Source organism: uncultured Bacteroides sp. (assembly GCF_902472605.1).
In the GTDB taxonomy this organism is placed as follows: domain Bacteria; phylum Bacteroidota; class Bacteroidia; order Bacteroidales; family Bacteroidaceae; genus Phocaeicola.
In genome coordinates this window covers 1-16,274 of the sequence record NZ_CABROP010000017.1, presented here as the reverse complement: position 1 = coordinate 16,274, position 16,274 = coordinate 1, and the positions used below count along the sequence as shown (strand labels likewise).

14 protein-coding genes and 1 other RNA gene are annotated in these 16,274 nt (G+C 48.8%); 4 read left to right on the top strand and 11 right to left on the bottom strand.

What is annotated here, in order from left to right; all coding sequences use genetic code 11:
• Window positions 1-40: 40 nt before the first annotated feature.
• Entirely contained in the window at window positions 41-1,228 is a 1,188-nt protein-coding gene (locus RDP42_RS05485) for an ectonucleotide pyrophosphatase/phosphodiesterase (RefSeq protein ID WP_308762867.1), read from the top strand.
• 193 nt (window positions 1,229-1,421) lie between these two features.
• Here RDP42_RS05485 and ettA read toward each other — a convergent pair whose 3' ends face one another.
• The 4 genes from ettA to RDP42_RS05465 all read right to left on the bottom strand — a co-directional run bounded on the left by ettA (window position 1,422) and on the right by RDP42_RS05465 (window position 5,908).
• Complete coding sequence (ettA, locus tag RDP42_RS05480) at window positions 1,422-3,110, bottom strand: energy-dependent translational throttle protein EttA (protein WP_303914264.1); 1,689 nt, start codon at window positions 3,108-3,110, stop codon at window positions 1,422-1,424.
• Window positions 3,111-3,129: 19 nt separating this feature from the next.
• Window positions 3,130-4,251 (bottom strand): MFS transporter, encoded by a 1,122-nt coding sequence (locus RDP42_RS05475; protein ID WP_308762866.1) that lies wholly within the window; start codon window positions 4,249-4,251, stop codon window positions 3,130-3,132.
• A 123-nt stretch (window positions 4,252-4,374) separates the two neighbouring features.
• On the bottom strand, window positions 4,375-5,196 hold the full coding sequence (gene panB / locus RDP42_RS05470) for a 3-methyl-2-oxobutanoate hydroxymethyltransferase (RefSeq protein ID WP_308762865.1): 822 nt from the start codon (window positions 5,194-5,196) through the stop codon (window positions 4,375-4,377).
• Window positions 5,197-5,260: 64 nt separating this feature from the next.
• On the bottom strand, window positions 5,261-5,908 hold the full coding sequence (locus RDP42_RS05465) for an HAD family hydrolase (RefSeq protein WP_308762864.1): 648 nt from the start codon (window positions 5,906-5,908) through the stop codon (window positions 5,261-5,263).
• Between the two features lie 87 nt (window positions 5,909-5,995).
• Between RDP42_RS05465 and RDP42_RS05460 the strand changes: the two genes are divergently transcribed.
• Complete coding sequence (locus RDP42_RS05460) at window positions 5,996-7,357, top strand: MATE family efflux transporter (protein ID WP_308762863.1); 1,362 nt, start codon at window positions 5,996-5,998, stop codon at window positions 7,355-7,357.
• Window positions 7,358-7,364: 7 nt separating this feature from the next.
• Here the strand turns inward: RDP42_RS05460 and RDP42_RS05455 are convergent, their stop codons facing one another.
• From RDP42_RS05455 to RDP42_RS05435, 5 genes are all read right to left on the bottom strand, one after another.
• On the bottom strand, window positions 7,365-8,618 hold the full coding sequence (locus tag RDP42_RS05455) for an Nramp family divalent metal transporter (RefSeq protein ID WP_308762862.1): 1,254 nt from the start codon (window positions 8,616-8,618) through the stop codon (window positions 7,365-7,367).
• An 84-nt stretch (window positions 8,619-8,702) separates the two neighbouring features.
• Window positions 8,703-9,974 carry a clostripain-related cysteine peptidase gene (locus RDP42_RS05450; RefSeq protein WP_308762861.1) on the bottom strand — a complete coding sequence of 424 codons (1,272 nt, stop codon included), beginning with the start codon at window positions 9,972-9,974 and terminating at the stop codon, window positions 8,703-8,705.
• On the bottom strand, window positions 9,971-10,378 hold the full coding sequence (locus RDP42_RS05445) for a hypothetical protein (RefSeq protein WP_308762860.1): 408 nt from the start codon (window positions 10,376-10,378) through the stop codon (window positions 9,971-9,973). Before RDP42_RS05445 ends, RDP42_RS05450 begins: the two co-directional genes overlap by 4 nt.
• A 165-nt stretch (window positions 10,379-10,543) precedes the next feature.
• A complete protein-coding gene (locus RDP42_RS05440; protein WP_021971286.1) occupies window positions 10,544-11,404 on the bottom strand; it encodes an RNA polymerase sigma factor RpoD/SigA in 861 nt (286 codons plus the stop codon).
• 263 nt (window positions 11,405-11,667) lie between these two features.
• A complete protein-coding gene (locus RDP42_RS05435; RefSeq protein ID WP_308762859.1) occupies window positions 11,668-13,161 on the bottom strand; it encodes a trypsin-like peptidase domain-containing protein in 1,494 nt (497 codons plus the stop codon).
• 302 nt (window positions 13,162-13,463) lie between these two features.
• Between RDP42_RS05435 and rnpB the strand changes: the two genes are divergently transcribed.
• An RNA gene (gene rnpB, locus RDP42_RS05430) (RNase P RNA component class A) lies at window positions 13,464-13,824 on the top strand.
• A 24-nt stretch (window positions 13,825-13,848) separates the two neighbouring features.
• On the top strand, window positions 13,849-15,165 hold the full coding sequence (locus tag RDP42_RS05425) for a YihY/virulence factor BrkB family protein (protein WP_308762858.1): 1,317 nt from the start codon (window positions 13,849-13,851) through the stop codon (window positions 15,163-15,165).
• A 67-nt stretch (window positions 15,166-15,232) separates the two neighbouring features.
• Here the strand turns inward: RDP42_RS05425 and RDP42_RS05420 are convergent, their stop codons facing one another.
• Together RDP42_RS05420 and RDP42_RS05415 are read right to left on the bottom strand one after the other, a co-directional pair.
• Window positions 15,233-15,838, bottom strand: coding sequence for a riboflavin synthase (locus tag RDP42_RS05420; protein WP_022354909.1), 606 nt, complete (start codon window positions 15,836-15,838; stop codon window positions 15,233-15,235).
• A gap of 36 nt (window positions 15,839-15,874) precedes the next feature.
• A complete protein-coding gene (locus RDP42_RS05415) occupies window positions 15,875-16,087 on the bottom strand; it encodes a hypothetical protein (protein ID WP_204475638.1) in 213 nt (70 codons plus the stop codon).
• Window positions 16,088-16,274 lie beyond the last annotated feature (187 nt).

The following is a 16,274-nucleotide window of genomic DNA, read 5'->3' as shown; positions in this document are numbered from 1 at the left end:
CACCTTTCTTTTTTATCAACCCTCAACAAAAACCGGACTTATGAAAAAATTTTTCATCCTCTGTTTCCTGTGGTGCACCTGCCTCTCCTTGTGGGCCGGCAAACACTACACCATAATTGTTTCCCTCGACGGATTCCGCTGGGATTACCCCAAGATGTACGACACCCCGTTCTTCGACCAGATGGCCCGTGAAGGCGTGAAGGCTACCATGATTCCTTCTTTTCCCTCAAAAACCTTCCCCAACCACTATACCCTTGCCACGGGACTGGTACCCGACCATCATGGCATCGTGGCCAACACATTCTGGGACCCGGAACGCAAAGAGCTCTACAAAATGACCAAGCCGGAAACACGCAACAACCCTGCCTACTACGGAGGGGAACCCATCTGGATTACAGCCCAGAAACAAGGCATCAAAACGGGCAATATCTATTGGGTAGGTTCCGACATTGCCGTCAAAGGTCAGTATCCTACCTATTATCATGTGTACGACCAGAAGCCTCGTCTTACTCAGACAGAACGTGTGGCAGAGGCCCTGCGACTGCTGAAGTTACCGGAAGAAGAACGGCCTCAACTGATTATGATGTACTTTGAAGATTCCGACACCTACGGTCACAGTTATAGCCCGCACAGCAAGGAAACACGCCGCTGCATCGAAGAACTGGACGGACTCATGAGATACTTGTGGGAAGGACTGCAGAGCCTGTCTTTCGGGAAAGACATCAACCTGATTGTGACGGCCGACCACGGTATGGCCACGGTGAGTGCCGACCGCTTTGTGCCCATCAAGCACCTGCTGAAAGAGAATTGGTACACGCTGATTGACGGCAACCTGCCGGCACAGATTTATACGAAGCCGGAATACCGTGATTCGGTATATCAGGCCCTGCAGGGACTGGATCATGTGCGGGTATGGAAGAAAGAAGAGATTCCAGCTTACCTGCACTACGGCAGCAATCCGCGAGTGGGCGACATCATCGTACTGCCCGACCTGGGCTGGCTGGTGGAAGAAGGGACCCAGACGCTTCCAGGCGCTCACGGTTTCGACCCAACCTACGACGATATGCAGGTGATGTTCCGGGCATGCGGACCCGACTTCAAGAAGGGATACGAAGCACCCAAGTTCCGGAACGTATCGATTTATTCCCTGCTGGCTCGTTTGCTGCACATCACTCCTGAAAAGACAGACGGCAGCTTAGAAGAAGTAGAAAACATGCTGATTCCGTGAGATTTATAACTCCTCAAAAAGACGCACTTGCGTTTAAGAAAAACACAAGGACGTTTGACCTTAAACACAAGTGCGTTTCAACTAAAACGTAAGTGCGTTTTCCTTCAAACGCAAGTGCATTTAAACAAAAACGCTTCGACGTTTTCTTCCGAACGTCGAAGCGTTTTTTATGTTTTATATAAGTTGCTGAAAATCAGTCTTCCATCAATTTGCGGTAGCGCACGCGTTTCGGCTCTACATTGCCCATACGCTTCATCTTGTTTTCCTCGTATTCCGTGTAGGAACCTTCGAAATAGAACACCTGACTGTCTCCCTCGAATGCCAGGATGTGGGTACAGATACGGTCGAGGAACCAACGGTCGTGGCTGATGACCACGGCACAGCCGGCAAAGTCTTCCAGACCTTCTTCCAATGCCCGGAGTGTGTTCACGTCAATGTCATTGGTCGGCTCGTCGAGCAACAGCACGTTGCCTTCTTCCTTCAGGGCCATAGCCAGGTGCAGACGGTTGCGTTCACCACCCGAAAGCATGCCGCAAAGCTTTTCCTGGTCGGAACCGGAGAAATTGAAACGGCTCAGGTAGGCACGGGCGTTTACGTCGCGGTTGCCCATACGAATCAGGTCGTTGCCTCCGCTGATCACCTGATATACGCTCTTGTTCGGGTCGATGTCCTTGTGCTGCTGGTCCACATAGGCAATCTTGACCGTCTCACCTACTTCAAACTCGCCTTTGTCCACCGTTTCCAGTCCCATAATCAGGCGGAACAAAGTAGTCTTTCCGGCGCCGTTCGGACCGATAACTCCCACGATGCCATTGGGCGGCAACATGAAGTTCAGGTCGTCAAAGAGCAACTTGTCGCCATATGCCTTGGCCACATGCTTGGCCTCGATGACCTTGTTGCCCAGACGCGGACCGTTCGGGATGAAGATTTCCAGCTTCTCTTCCTTCTCCTTCACGTCCTCGTTCAAAAGTTTGTCGTACGAATTCAAACGGGCCTTACCCTTGGCATGACGGGCCTTGGGAGCCATGCGCACCCATTCCAACTCGCGCTCCAAGGTTTTGCGGCGCTTGCTGGCCGTTTTTTCTTCCATCTCCATGCGCTTGGTCTTCTGCTCCAGCCAGCTGGAATAGTTTCCCTTCCAAGGAATACCTTCGCCACGGTCGAGTTCCAGAATCCATCCGGCCACGTGGTCCAGGAAGTAACGGTCGTGTGTCACGGCAATCACCGTTCCCTCGTATTGCTGCAGGTGCTGTTCCAGCCAGTCGATGCTTTCCGCATCCAAGTGGTTGGTCGGCTCATCGAGCAACAGGACATCAGGCTTCTGCAACAACAGACGGCACAAGGCCACCCGACGGCGTTCACCTCCAGAGAGGTTCTTCACCAGCTGGTCTTCCGGCGGACAGCGCAGGGCATCCATCGCCCGCTCCAGTTTGCTGTCAAGATTCCACGCATCCGTGGCATCAATGATATCCTGCAGTTCAGCCTGACGTGCAAAGAGGGCGTCCATCTTTTCCGGATCTTCGTAATACTCCGGCAAACCGAACTTCTGGTTGATTTCTTCGTATTCGGCCAGCGTGTCTACCACCTGCTGCACCCCTTCCATCACGACTTCCTTCACGGTTTTCGTGTCGTCGAGCTGGGGTTCCTGTGCCAGATAACCGACACTGTATCCCGGCGAAAATACCACTTCGCCTTGGTAATTCTTGTCGAGTCCGGCAATGATTTTCATCAACGTAGACTTACCGGAACCGTTCAGACCGATGATTCCGATTTTCGCGCCATAAAAAAAGGATAGGTAGATGTCTTTCAATACCTGCTTGTTGTTCTGGAATGACTTGCTCACTCCCACCATTGAAAAGATAATTTTCTTGTCGTCTGCCATATTCTTTATATTGGTTAAGTTATCTGTTTCTCATGCGTCGTACAAAATAGCTGTGGATGCCTCCTTGGTAAACCAGCAGTCCCACCATACAGACCAGCAAGGCCAGCAGGTACTGCCGTTTCATGGAGTTGGCTACATATTGCCCGAGCAGTACGCCCACCATCACACCGGTCTCCCACAGCAACTGGTAAGTGTGATAGCCCGTTCCCCGCTCACAATGCAGCGGAAGATAAATCATCATCCGCAGGAACTGCAACAGGGAAAGTCCCATGCCCAATCCCAGCAGGAATCCGGCTCCCCACAGGGAATCGCGACCGTCTGAAAGATAAAGCATCAGCAACGCCAGTCCCATCAGCACCAGCCCCACAGCATTCAGGAAACGCCCGTCGGCCTGGCTGCGGAACAACCTGTCGAGCAACAGGAAGACCACAAATCCGGCCATAATACAAATGTAGAAAAAACTATCGAAAGTCGTGCTGAATACTACTCCCAAAATGAAAGGTACCACCATCATGTTCAGTCCCGGAAGCAGGGTGCGGAACAACAGGAAACGGTCAAGCGACAGCAACGGCAAATCCAGTGGAGCGCGAAAGCAGACTTTCACCATTGATACCAAAAGGATGGGAACGATGCATAGGATGACAAACAGATACAGCTCATACTGGAACGAAAGAAAGTCTCCCAAACTGTATCCCCCCCAAATGCCACACAACATACCGAGGACTCCCGACCAAGTGAAAGTAAGATTGGCCCTGTTCCGGCAGTGACTGGGTGTCACGTCGATAACCAGCGTACTTCCCATCGACATCAGTGCTACTCCAAACAAGGCTCCCTGCAATACCCGAAGGGCTACGATGGTTCCTATCCCCGAAGAATAAGGGTATATCAATCCTACCAAGGCCAGCAACAAGATGCTGCGCGTACATACGGCCTTACGCTTGAATGTATCGACCAAATAGTTATTAAAGGCTCCAAAGATATACAAGGAAGCCCCAAAAATAGCAATGGTCCATCCGGCCTGAAGGTTGGTGTATCCTCCCTCTCCCACCATCCACCGATGAAGGACCGGAAACAGCATATACACCGCCGTGTACAGGAAAAAATTTGCTGTAAGTAAAAGATTAAAATTGCGATTCCACATGTTCTTATTCTTTTATATCTCTATCTTCTCCAAAACACAAATGCACAGACTGTATCACCTGCCGGAAACTGACCGTCCGGTCCTACAGTCCATGCACTCTTATTTATGCCCCAAACAATAGGCTCAATACTGCTCTGATTCATTCGGGAAGTCACACGACTTCACATCGGCCACATAATGCCCGATGGCATCGGTCATCACCGTGTTCAGGTCGGCATAACGACGCAAGAAACGCGGACTGAACCCTTTGGTCATGCCCAGCATGTCGGTCACTACCAGCACCTGTCCGTCTACTCCCCCTCCGGCACCGATACCGATTACGGGGATAGTCAGTTCCTTGGCCACACGGGCTGCCAGTTCAGCCGGAATTTTTTCCAGCACGAGTGCAAAACATCCAGCCTCTTCCAGCAGACGGGCATCCTTCATCAGCTTCTCGGCCTCAGCCTCTTCCTTGGCCCGCACGCCGTAGGTACCATACTTGTTGATGGACTGCGGCATCAGCCCCAGGTGTCCCATTACCGGCATGCCGGCTCCGATGATACGGCGAATCACATCGATGACTTCTTCTCCGCCTTCCAGCTTCAACGCATCGGCATGTGTTTCTTTCATAATGCGGATAGCATTGCGCACGCCGTCGAACGGGTCGGCCTGATACGAACCAAACGGCATGTCTACTACCACCAATGCCCGTTTCACACCGCGCATCACCGACTTGCCATGATAAATCATCTGGTCCACCGTGATGGGAAGAGTGGTCCCATTACCGGCCATGACATTTGAAGCCGAGTCGCCTACTAAAATTACATCTACTCCGGCACCGTCTACAATCTGTGCCATGGTATAATCGTAAGAGGTCAGCATGGAAATTTTCTCACCTCTTTGTTTCATTTCAATCAAACGGTGAGTCGTTACTTTACGAGTATCACCTGAAAGATATCCTGCCATAATTCTTTTTCCTATTTAGTAAAATTTCCACAAAAATAGCCGATTTTTCTGAATCAGACAAGTGTTACAGCAAGTTCATCATAGCCTCGTAGGTAAAATGGCGGAAATCCGGAATCACCAAAGCGCACTGATTCTGAATGGCTTCCGCCGGATTGGTCGTACTCAGTCCCACTACAGCCATCCCTGCCGCATTTCCTGCCTGAATGCCATGGAAGGAATCCTCAAATACCACGCAATTTTCCGGTACCGTCTCAAAAACCTCAGCTCCCAACAGAAAGCAGTCGGGTTCCGGCTTCGATTTATGGAACATTTCAGCCGTCAGAATCCGGTCGACCAGTCCCTTTAGTTCGGGATGCACGGCATAGACGTTGGCCATCTTCTTCTCGTTCGAGCTGGTCACAATGGCAATCTTCACCCCATGGGCATGCAGGCTGCGCATGAAATCTTCCACTCCCGGCACGTATTCATACCTCATTTCCGTCTCAAAACGGTTCAGACGGTCGGTAATTTCAGCCTGTTCCTGCTCCATTCCCTGAAAATGACGGTCGTAAATCTGCTTGAGGGTCTGTCCTTTGATAACCCGTCCGAATTCCTCATATTCCGGATGATATTGTTTTCCTACCTTGTTCCAAAAAAGACTGTACTGTGATTCGGTATCCATCACCACCCCGTCGAAATCAAAAAGGGCAGCTACACATTTCGTTTTGTCCATTCGATGTTTAGTTTGATTTAACGATGCAAAGTTCTGAAATATCGGTTCATATTCCTAACTTTGAGAATTAAAATAAACAAATTTCACATGAAAGAGAACAATCCGCATATCTTAGGAGAGGCTCCCATCGGGAAACTGTTGCTGGAATATTCCATCCCGGCCATCATCGGCATGACACTGACGTCGCTCTACAACATCATCGACAGTATCTTCATCGGACACGGCGTGGGGGCACTGGCCATTTCGGGACTGGCCATCACCTTCCCGCTCATGAACCTGCTGGTGGCATTCTGTACGCTGGTAGGCGTGGGAGGTGCCACACTCTCTTCCATCCGTCTGGGACAGAAAGACAAGAAAGGGGCCGAAGACATCCTGGGCAATGTGGCAATTCTCTGTGTCATCAACGCCGTGTTCTACGGAGGACTGGCGTTCATTTTCCTGGAACCGATTCTGTTTTTCTTCGGGGCCAGCGAAGCGACCATGCCCTATGCACGCGACTTCATGCAGGTCATCCTGTTAGGCAGTCCTATCTCGTATGTCATGATCGGCCTCAACAATGTGATGCGGGCCACGGGCTATCCACGCAAGGCCATGCTCTCGTCCATGCTGACGGTGGGATGCAACATCATCCTGGCTCCCATCTTCATCTTCGTATTCGACTGGGGCATCCGGGGAGCAGCACTGGCTACTGTCTGCTCACAGTTTTTCGGCATGATCTGGGTGCTCTACCACTTCTGCAACCGGAAAAGCTACATCCGTTTCCACCGGCCCAACCTTCGCTTGCAGAAAAAAATCATGGGAAATATTTTTGCCATCGGCATGTCCCCCTTCGTGATGAACGTATGCGCCTGCTGTATCGTCATCTTCATTAACAACCGGTTGCTCAGCTATGGAGGCGACATGGCTATCGGAGCCTTCGGTATCCTCAACCGCATTCAGATGTTGTTTGTTATGATTGTGATGGGCATCACCATGGGCATGCAACCCATTACGGGATACAATTACGGAGCCCGCCATTTCAGTCGGGTGAAACACACTTTAAAGCTGGGTATTACGGCGGCCTGCATCATTACTACCGTAGGATTCGCTGTGGGAGAACTGTTCCCCGGACTCTTTGTGGGTATGTTTACCGATAGTCAGGAACTAATGGACGATGCCATCCTCGCCTTGCGAATCGGTATCTTAGCTTTCCCCGTGGTCGGAGCACAAATTGTCATCACCCAATTCTTCCAGTCCATCGGAAAGGCACGGATTTCCATCTTCCTGTCCCTTTCCCGTCAGCTGCTCTTCCTGCTTCCAGGACTGGCCTGGTTGCCGCCTGTCTACGGGCTGAAAGGGGTATGGTTCAGCATGCCGCTGTCCGACGGCCTGGCCTTTGCGGTAGCCGCCCTCATGCTGCTTTATCATTTCAAAAAGAAAATGAAGGAAGTCACTCCGCACGAAGCCTGACAAATGTTTACGAAAACAGCAATGCCAGATTCAATACGGATACCACCACGGCCATGGTATAAAGTACCCACGTACTCCAGCGGGAATTGGCATACGGCCCCATCACCCGCCGGGAAGAAGTCAGCCACACTTGTAGAAAGATGGTAAACGGCAGCTGGATACTCAGCACCATCTGAGAAATAATCAAACCCTGAAAGGGGTTGTCAATGAACAGAATCACTACCAAAGCAACGCCCAAGGAAAGCAAAATACCCACCCGCGAATGGATATCCTTCACATGATATGACTCGCCGAACATCCCGGCAAAGATGGAACCTGCCGCCATACCGCTCGTCACCGTCGATGAGATTCCGGCCATCAGCAAGGCCAAAGCGAACACTAAGGCTGCCTGGCTACCCAACAAGGGTTCCAACAGGCTTTGGGCCTGTTGCAGTTCTTCCACTTCCACCCCGTGGGCAAAGAAAGTAGCCGCTGCCAGCAAAATCATCGCACTGTTGATGGCCCAGCCCACTCCCATGGAGAAAAGGGTATCGTAGAACTCATACTTCAACAGTTTGCGAATGGAAGCATCGTCCTGCTTGTTGTATTCCCGGCTCTGCACCACCTCCGAATGAAGAAACAGGTTATGGGGCATAACCACCGCTCCCAGTACACTCATAATAACCAGCAGACTCCCCTGAGGAATGGATGGTACCACCCACGAACGGACTGCTAATGGCCAGTCAATCTCCACCAGAAACATTTCATACAGAAAAGACAATCCGATGACGGAAACAAAGGCAATGATGGCCCGCTCAATCCGCTTATAGGAATTCGTAAAAAGCATGATGACGACAAATGCTGTGGTCAATAAGGCTCCCCAAATGATGGGAATGTGAAAGAGCATCTCCAAAGCGATGGCTCCTCCCAAAATCTCGGCGAGGGAAGTAGAGATGGAAGCCAGTACCGCCGTACCTAATACGGGACGCGACACCCATTTGGGCGTGTATTTCGTGGCCGCCTCGCTCAGGCAAAGCCCGGTAACGATACCCAAATGTGCTACATTGTGCTGCAACACTATCAACATGATAGTTGACAGGGTGATAACCCACAGCAGGGAATAGCCGAAATCAGCTCCTGCCGCAAAATTCGAGGCCCAGTTACCCGGGTCGATGAAACCGACGGTCACGAGCAATCCCGGACCGATGTATTTGAAGAAATCCAGTCCACCTAAGTAACGCGGATGGTCTTTCCGTTTTAACTCTTTGATAAAATTCCACATAGCGATCAATCTGCCTTAAAGCAATACAACAAATTTACCACACAGAAAGTTTACCCAAAGCGTCAAGAAGTCGGCAATTATCAGTTAGTTCAAGGCATCCCAGCCTGCCGCACGATACCAGGCGATAGATTGTGTATAGTAACTGTTCCAGGAAGTCTTGTTCGTCACATATGGATTATACTCTCCCGGAATGTACATGCCGATTCCGCAGAAACGAGCATCGTCTACCGTCAAACCATCAAATTCATATTCCGGTCCCGCCAGACATTCCTTGGCAATCACCGCCTGATTCAATGCAGTCTGTACAGAAGCGATTTCCGTATTCAGGTCCGTGTCAGCCACTCCGCTTTTGCGACCCAGTTCGCGGAAAAAATCAAGCACATCGTATGAGAAATACCGATAACTGTTCACCCCATACTGCTGCACATTCTCCATTGAAACTGAAGGAAGCGCCTCCTTCCATTCCAACAGTTTGGTTTTCACTGCTTCGGCCAAGTTGTCCATCTGACTGCAATCCACAGCCGCACAGGTTCCCCACAAGTTATTGGTTTTATTGAAGGAAATGAATTCATGGCAAACCGCTGAATAGTCTACACTATCTACATACAGATAAGGAAGAAGCTGATCGTAAGGAAATCCATAGACCGGAGTCTCCAAAACAGAACCCACACAATGTGAAGTCACGTCTTTCAGTTCATAGCACACTTCTGCCGTACCCATCATACAGGCATCAAACAGCACAAAATCGAGTTTCTTCGTAAAACTGTTTTTTAAGGCATTGGCTAAATCTGGAATATCAATGTGATAGCCACTGTCATCCCCAAAAGCTTTTGTAAGGACTGAGTTCCCCTTCATCCACCCGGTGCCATGTGAACCGAAAATCACTCCGTAACTGTCCGAAGGAGCTACCGTCTGCATATCCTTAAAAACTTCTTCCATAACAGCCGGATCGGTAGCAATCTGACTGTTCATGGTATATTCTTTCTTTTCTGCTACCTGACAAATCGATTCAAAGCTCAAATTAGTTCCTGTCAAAGCCGGTTGATTATTGACATTCCCCCGCCCATCTGTATAAAAACTCATCAGAGTAGGATTACTCAAAGGAGCATCATTCGTATAGGGACGATAGAAAACCAGCAACGTACACGACTCCTTCATATTTCCTAACGCCGTGTACATGTCTATCACATTGTTACGCAGATATGTATCCAACGAGCCTGCACGATTATTAGATATCAGGTAAGCCAATACGGTACGCCCTGAGCGTTTGGCCGGCTGTTGTTCCGGAATCTCATTCGAACAGGCCGCCAGAAACACTACCAACAGGCCATACACCCATTTCTTCATCCACCTCATTCTACGTCAGGCTTTGTAAACTTGAATTCCGGATTTACATCTTGAAGGAACAATGAACCGCCCTTCGTATATTTTTCTTTCAGCTTTTTCAGCTCCTTCTGCACGTTTTTCTTCTTCCGGCTAAAAAACATGAAACATGTACGGTTCTTGCCATTCTGTTTCTGTTCCAGGTAATCCTTCAGCTGCAGACTGTACAAAGCACGACCTACCAACATGTCCTTGTCATTCACAGCCGCACTATCCAAATACTGTACATCAGTGAAATACACTAATGAATCGGTGAACGAAGCAGAAACACCTGCCAGATACACACCATATTTATTCTTATCTTTCGGCTGCTTGCTGAATGCCGAAGCAGCAAATACCATCAGAAACAGGAAACAAAAAAATTTTGTGTAACGCATAATTCATCAATTTATGGGGGCAAAAGTACACAATTATGCGTAAAAACCGAAAGAAGACCTACTAAATTAACAAACAAAAGGCTTTTATACATGCAAAAAGAGATGTATCAAGACTGAGCTTGTCTTCATACATCCCTTCTGTTTTTTCGGAAATCAATCTCTACCTTATCCCAAATAAGATTTGAGCAGCTTACTACGAGAATTTTGTCTTAATCGTCTAATTGCCTTTTCCTTAATCTGGCGAACACGCTCACGGGTGAGCCCAAACTTATCGCCGATTTCTTCCAACGTCATTTCCTGCGTGTTAATACCGAAAAACATCTGGATGATATCCTTCTCTCTTTCGGTCAACGTAGAAAGTGCTCTGTCAATTTCCCTCGAAAGTGATTCATTCACCAAAGAGCGGTCGGCCATCGGAGAATCATCGTTCACCAGCACATCCAGCAGACTGTTGTCCTCTCCTTCCACAAAAGGAGCATCCACGGAAATGTGGCGACCGGAAACCTTCAACGTATCCGAAATCTTGTCTACCGGAATTTCCAGCTCGTCGGCCAGTTCCTCCGGCGACGGACGACGTTCGTTTTCCTGCTCAAACTTAGAGAATGCCTTACTAATTTTATTCAATGAACCTACCTGGTTCAACGGCAAACGCACGATACGTGACTGTTCTGCCAATGCCTGCAAAATGGACTGACGAATCCACCAAACGGCGTAACTGATGAATTTGAAACCACGGGTTTCATCAAACTTTTCAGCGGCCTTAATCAATCCCAGGTTACCTTCATTAATCAAATCCGGCAAGCTCAAGCCCTGGTTCTGATACTGCTTGGCTACAGACACCACAAATCGTAGGTTGGCACGTGTAAGTTTCTCTAATGCCGCACGGTCACCTTTACGGATACGTTGAGCGAGTTCTACCTCCTCTTCTACAGTAATCAAATCTTCACGACCGATTTCCTGCAAATACTTATCCAAAGAAGCGCTCTCTCGGTTAGTGATACTTTTAGTAATCTTTAACTGTCTCATTCTATATAAAATGATTTGGGTACAAAAGTACAAAAAAAATTTTATTCTGACAGTGGTTTTCGAAAGAAAGAATCGATAAATTTCTTAAAGTTACATCTATTCTCTCTTTTTGTCAACCACACATCAAAAAGGAAACAGAGCAGACAACCCGATTGTTCACTCCACGCACAGATTGTCCGCCCCTATAGTCAGAAGCCAAAGAAGGCGCTTCGGAGGTTCGAAGCGCCTTCATATGGAAAAAATCTTTCTACCTTAATTATGTGTTATTCTGCCTGTGACAAATCTACGGCATAATTAGCACGTTTGCCTGACGGATATACACCGGTCATGAACAGTACCTGGTCGGCTGATTGGGAAGCGGCTTTCATCACGTTTTCCAAATCCTGTACACTATGCAACTGCTTTCCGTTGGCTTTCAGGATAATGAATCCCTTGCGGATGCCACTGTCTTTCATTCTTCCATCGCTCACACCGGTCACTTCCACTCCGTAACCTAAGTTCAACTGTTCCTTCAATTCTTTCGGCACAGCACGGAAGGCAGCACCCAAGATTTCCATATCAGCCTGTTTTACAACTTTAGTCGTTCCCTGAGAATTCTTCAAGGTAATGGTAAAGGTCTTTTCTTTCTTGTCACGCAAGACAGTCACCTTCACTTTATCACCCGGACGATACTTAGCCAGCATACCTTGCAGGTCGGCCATCGTCTTCACCTTACCGTCGTTCAGTTTCAGGATGACATCGTTCTTCTGCAAGATTCCGTCGGCTGAGCCACCTTCGGTTACTTCTACGACTTGCACACCTTCGGTAGCACCCAGTTCCTTCTGTTCCTTACGGATTTCATCCGGATAAACCTCGTTACCCATATCACGACCACCGATACCCAGCAATGCACGCTGTACGGTACCATATTGCTTCAAGTCGGTTACCACCTTGGTCATGATACTTACCGGAATAGCGAAACCATAACCGGAGTAAGCTCCTGTCGGAGAGTACAGCATGGCGTTGATACCTACCAGTTCACCTTTCGCATTGACCAGCGCGCCACCACTGTTACCCTGGTTGATAGCCGCATCGGTCTGGATAAAAGACTCTACCTGATTGGCTCCCAGTCCACGAGATTTCGCACTGACCACACCGGCTGTCACTGTAGAACCCAGATTGAACGGATTACCGACTGCCAGTACCCACTCACCTACTTTCAGGTTGTCGGAGTTACCGACCACGATAGCCGGGAAATCATCCCCTTCAATCTTGATCAATGCCAAGTCGGTGGTCGGGTCTGCCCCGATGACACGTCCTTTCATTTCGCGTCCGTCATGCAGCTTCACATTAATTTCATCGGCTCCGTCAATCACATGATTGTTGGTCACGATGTAACCATCTTTTGAAATGATGACACCCGAACCGAGACCTCTCTGTTCCGGAGTCTGTACCTGCTGCTGCCGACCTCGTCCGTCACCGAAGAAGAAATCAAATATATCGGGCTGTTGAATTGTCTGAATCTTGCTACGCTGAATAGACATGATATGTACCACGGAGTTCAACGTACTTTCTGCCGCTTTCGTCAAATCGACCGGTTGCATGCTTGATGCATCCAATGCCGCCGTACGCAAAGGAGACGCAGTATCAAAAGCATCATAGAAAGATGCGTTTGCCTGATTTTTTTCCATCATAGCATACGCTGTAGCTCCGGCCACTCCAGCACTCAGTGCAATGACTGCTACTGAACCTATCGCAAACTTAGTTGTTGTTTTCATATCTTCTATTGTTTAAAATGTTAATTTCGACGTTGTTTTAACTTTTCATTTGCTAAAGTAGAACAAATTCCATACGAGTGTACTCTTCTCCCGTTCTTTTTTCCGTCTTTTAACAATGGACAGAAAGGCATTAACCGCAGTTAACTGCCAAATCTGCCAAATTTACATTCATTACCAGTGAAATAGTGACACCGCTGACAAATCGTCCTGCCTGCCAGCTCCCATTCAGAAGGGCGCAAACGAAAGAATCCCGCCAATTATAGCACAAATTCCGTTTATTTGCGTACCTTTGCACAGAGAAAGCAGTTGGTCGGTCTGTCGCTGATACCGTTTGGGTAGAAGAGGAAAGTCCGGGCAACACAGAGCGTCCTACTTCCTAACAGAAAGCCGCCTGTAAAGGCAGAGTAATGCAGAAGAAAATAACCGCCTCCACCCGGAGGTAAGGGTGAGAAGGTAGGGTAAGAGCCTACCAGCCGTATAGTGATATGCGGGCTGTGCATCTTAGGAGTTGTAAGGTCATGTAAACCGGCATTAACGAGGGTTGCTCGCCCCACGTCGGAGGGTGGACCGCTAGAGCCTGCCGGTGACGGCAGGCGTAGATAAATGACAGGCTCCCCTGCACTCGCAGGGTGACAGAACCCGGCTTATAGACCGGCTGCTTTCTTTTTCACCATAAACACACGAACCATGAATGCCCGAATTAAAGCGCTGATTCATTTCCTCGACGACGGAATATGGCGCATCCGAGAAGATGAGGTGTCTCACCTCCAGTGGAAACTCTATACTTATCTCAAGATTGTCTATCTTTCCATCATCCAATTCATCAACGACCGCATCGTGGTACGTGCCTCTGCACTGACCTACAGCACCCTGCTTTCCATCATCCCTATTCTGGCCCTGCTGTTCGCCATCGCCCGCGGCTTCGGATTCGACACACTGATTGAGGCACAGCTCCGGCAAGGAATGACCGGCACTCAGGCCGAATTAATTTTCAGCTGGATTAACTCTTACCTGGAGCACGCCCAAAGTGGTATCTTTATCGGTATCGGCCTGATTATGCTGTTGGGCACCATCCTGCTGCTGATTGACAACATCGAGCGCAGCTTCAATGCCATCTGGCAAGTGAAGAAACCCCGCAGCGTATTCCGGCAGATTACCGACTACTTCTCCATGATTTTACTGCTTCCTATCTTACTGGTAGCCTCCAGTGGTCTCACCATCTTCATGACTACCTACGTGAAGGAAATGCAGAACTTCGTGGTACTGGCCCCGATGCTGAAATTCTTCGTCCGTCTCATCCCCTACGCCCTTATCTGGGGAATGTTCATCGGACTCTATACTTTCATGCCCAACACGAAAGTCAAACTCTCACACGCCTGGCTTCCCGGTGTGCTGGCCGGTAGTGCTTTTCAAGCTTTCCAATATTTTTATATCAACAGCCAGATATGGGTCTCCAACTACAACGCCATCTACGGAAGCTTCGCTGCCATCCCTCTCTTCTTGTTGTGGACACAGATTTCCTGGAGCATCTGCCTGTTCGGCGCCGAAATGAGCTACATCAGCCAGAATGTCTCTACCTTCAACTTTGGAAAGGAAACGGCCCACATCAGCCGCCGCTTCCATGACTTCTTCTGTACCATCATACTGAGTTCCATCTGTAAACGGTTTGCCACAGGCGGACAGCCTTACACGGCAGAAGCTCTCAGTACAGAACACAAAATTCCCATCCGATTGACCAAAAGCATCCTGTATGAATTACAAGACATGCGGCTGATTTACGAAACAGATGCCGGAGGAGAAGAAAAATCACGCGAACCCCAGTATGTTCCAGGCATCGATATCAACCAACTGAGCGTAGGTACCCTTCTCAGCCAGCTGGATGCCAACGGAGCCGAGGACTTTAAGGTAGACCCCGCCCATTATTCCGCGGCTTGGCAGACTCTGATAGACGCCCGCAAGGAATTTACGGAAAAGAACAGCCATATCTTACTGAAAGACCTATAAACATTCAGGCGCAGTTTCCGGAGCATTTCCGGAAGCTGCGCCTGAAAAGCAAATATTCCATTCATTCTTATTTCGTAAGCTGCATCATGCGGCTCAGGTATTTACCGATAATATCAAATTCAATATTGACCACACTGCCTACCTTAATGGTATGGAAATTGGTATGCTCGTAAGTGTAAGGAATGATAGCCACCTGGAAACTGTCGGCAGTCGGGTTGCAGACGGTCAGGCTCACTCCGTTCACCGTGACAGACCCTTTGTCTACCGTAAAATAGCCTCGCTTCGCCATTTCCTTGTCAAAATCATATTTGAACGTAAAGTACCAGCTTCCCTGCGCATCGTCGATAGCCGTACATACAGCCGTCTGGTCTACATGTCCCTGCACGATGTGTCCGTCCAGCCGTCCGTTCATCATCATGCTGCGTTCCACATTCACCTTGTCACCCGGAACCAGCAGGCCGATATTGGAACGTTCGATGGTTTCCTTCATGGCCGTCACTGTATAAGTACCATCCTGAATGCTCACTACCGTCAGACACACGCCGTTATGAGATACACTCTGATCAATTTTCAACTCGTCGACAAACGAACACTTCAGCGTCAGGTGCAGGTTTTCCTGGTCCTTTACCACCTTCACTACTTCCGCATACTCTTCTACTATTCCAGAAAACATAAATTCTTATGGTTTTAATGATATATTACACACTTGTTATTTTTTCTTGGGCGGTATCGGACTGCTCCACACCACTTCTCCATCGGACGCCACGACCGAGATTGTACCTCCGGCATAATCGTCAATGTAACTGTTGCCTTTCACCAGCATATCCTCGGCCATGTGGATGGCCTTTTCGGGAGTCTTGATGGAAAACCCCTTATTATCGCTCGAACTTCCGTCCGAAAAATATACATCATACGTTTTCATGACTTTTTCCTTTTTCTGATTGCAGGCACAAATATATCAAATTCCTTATAATACCCGCAACAGATATTCCAAAAAATTCTCTCTGTGAAAACGCATAAAAAAAGAGAAAACAACTTGCGCTGTTTTCTCCTCCGAGCGGAAAACGAGACTCGAACTCGCGACCCTAACCTTGGCAAGGTTATGCTCT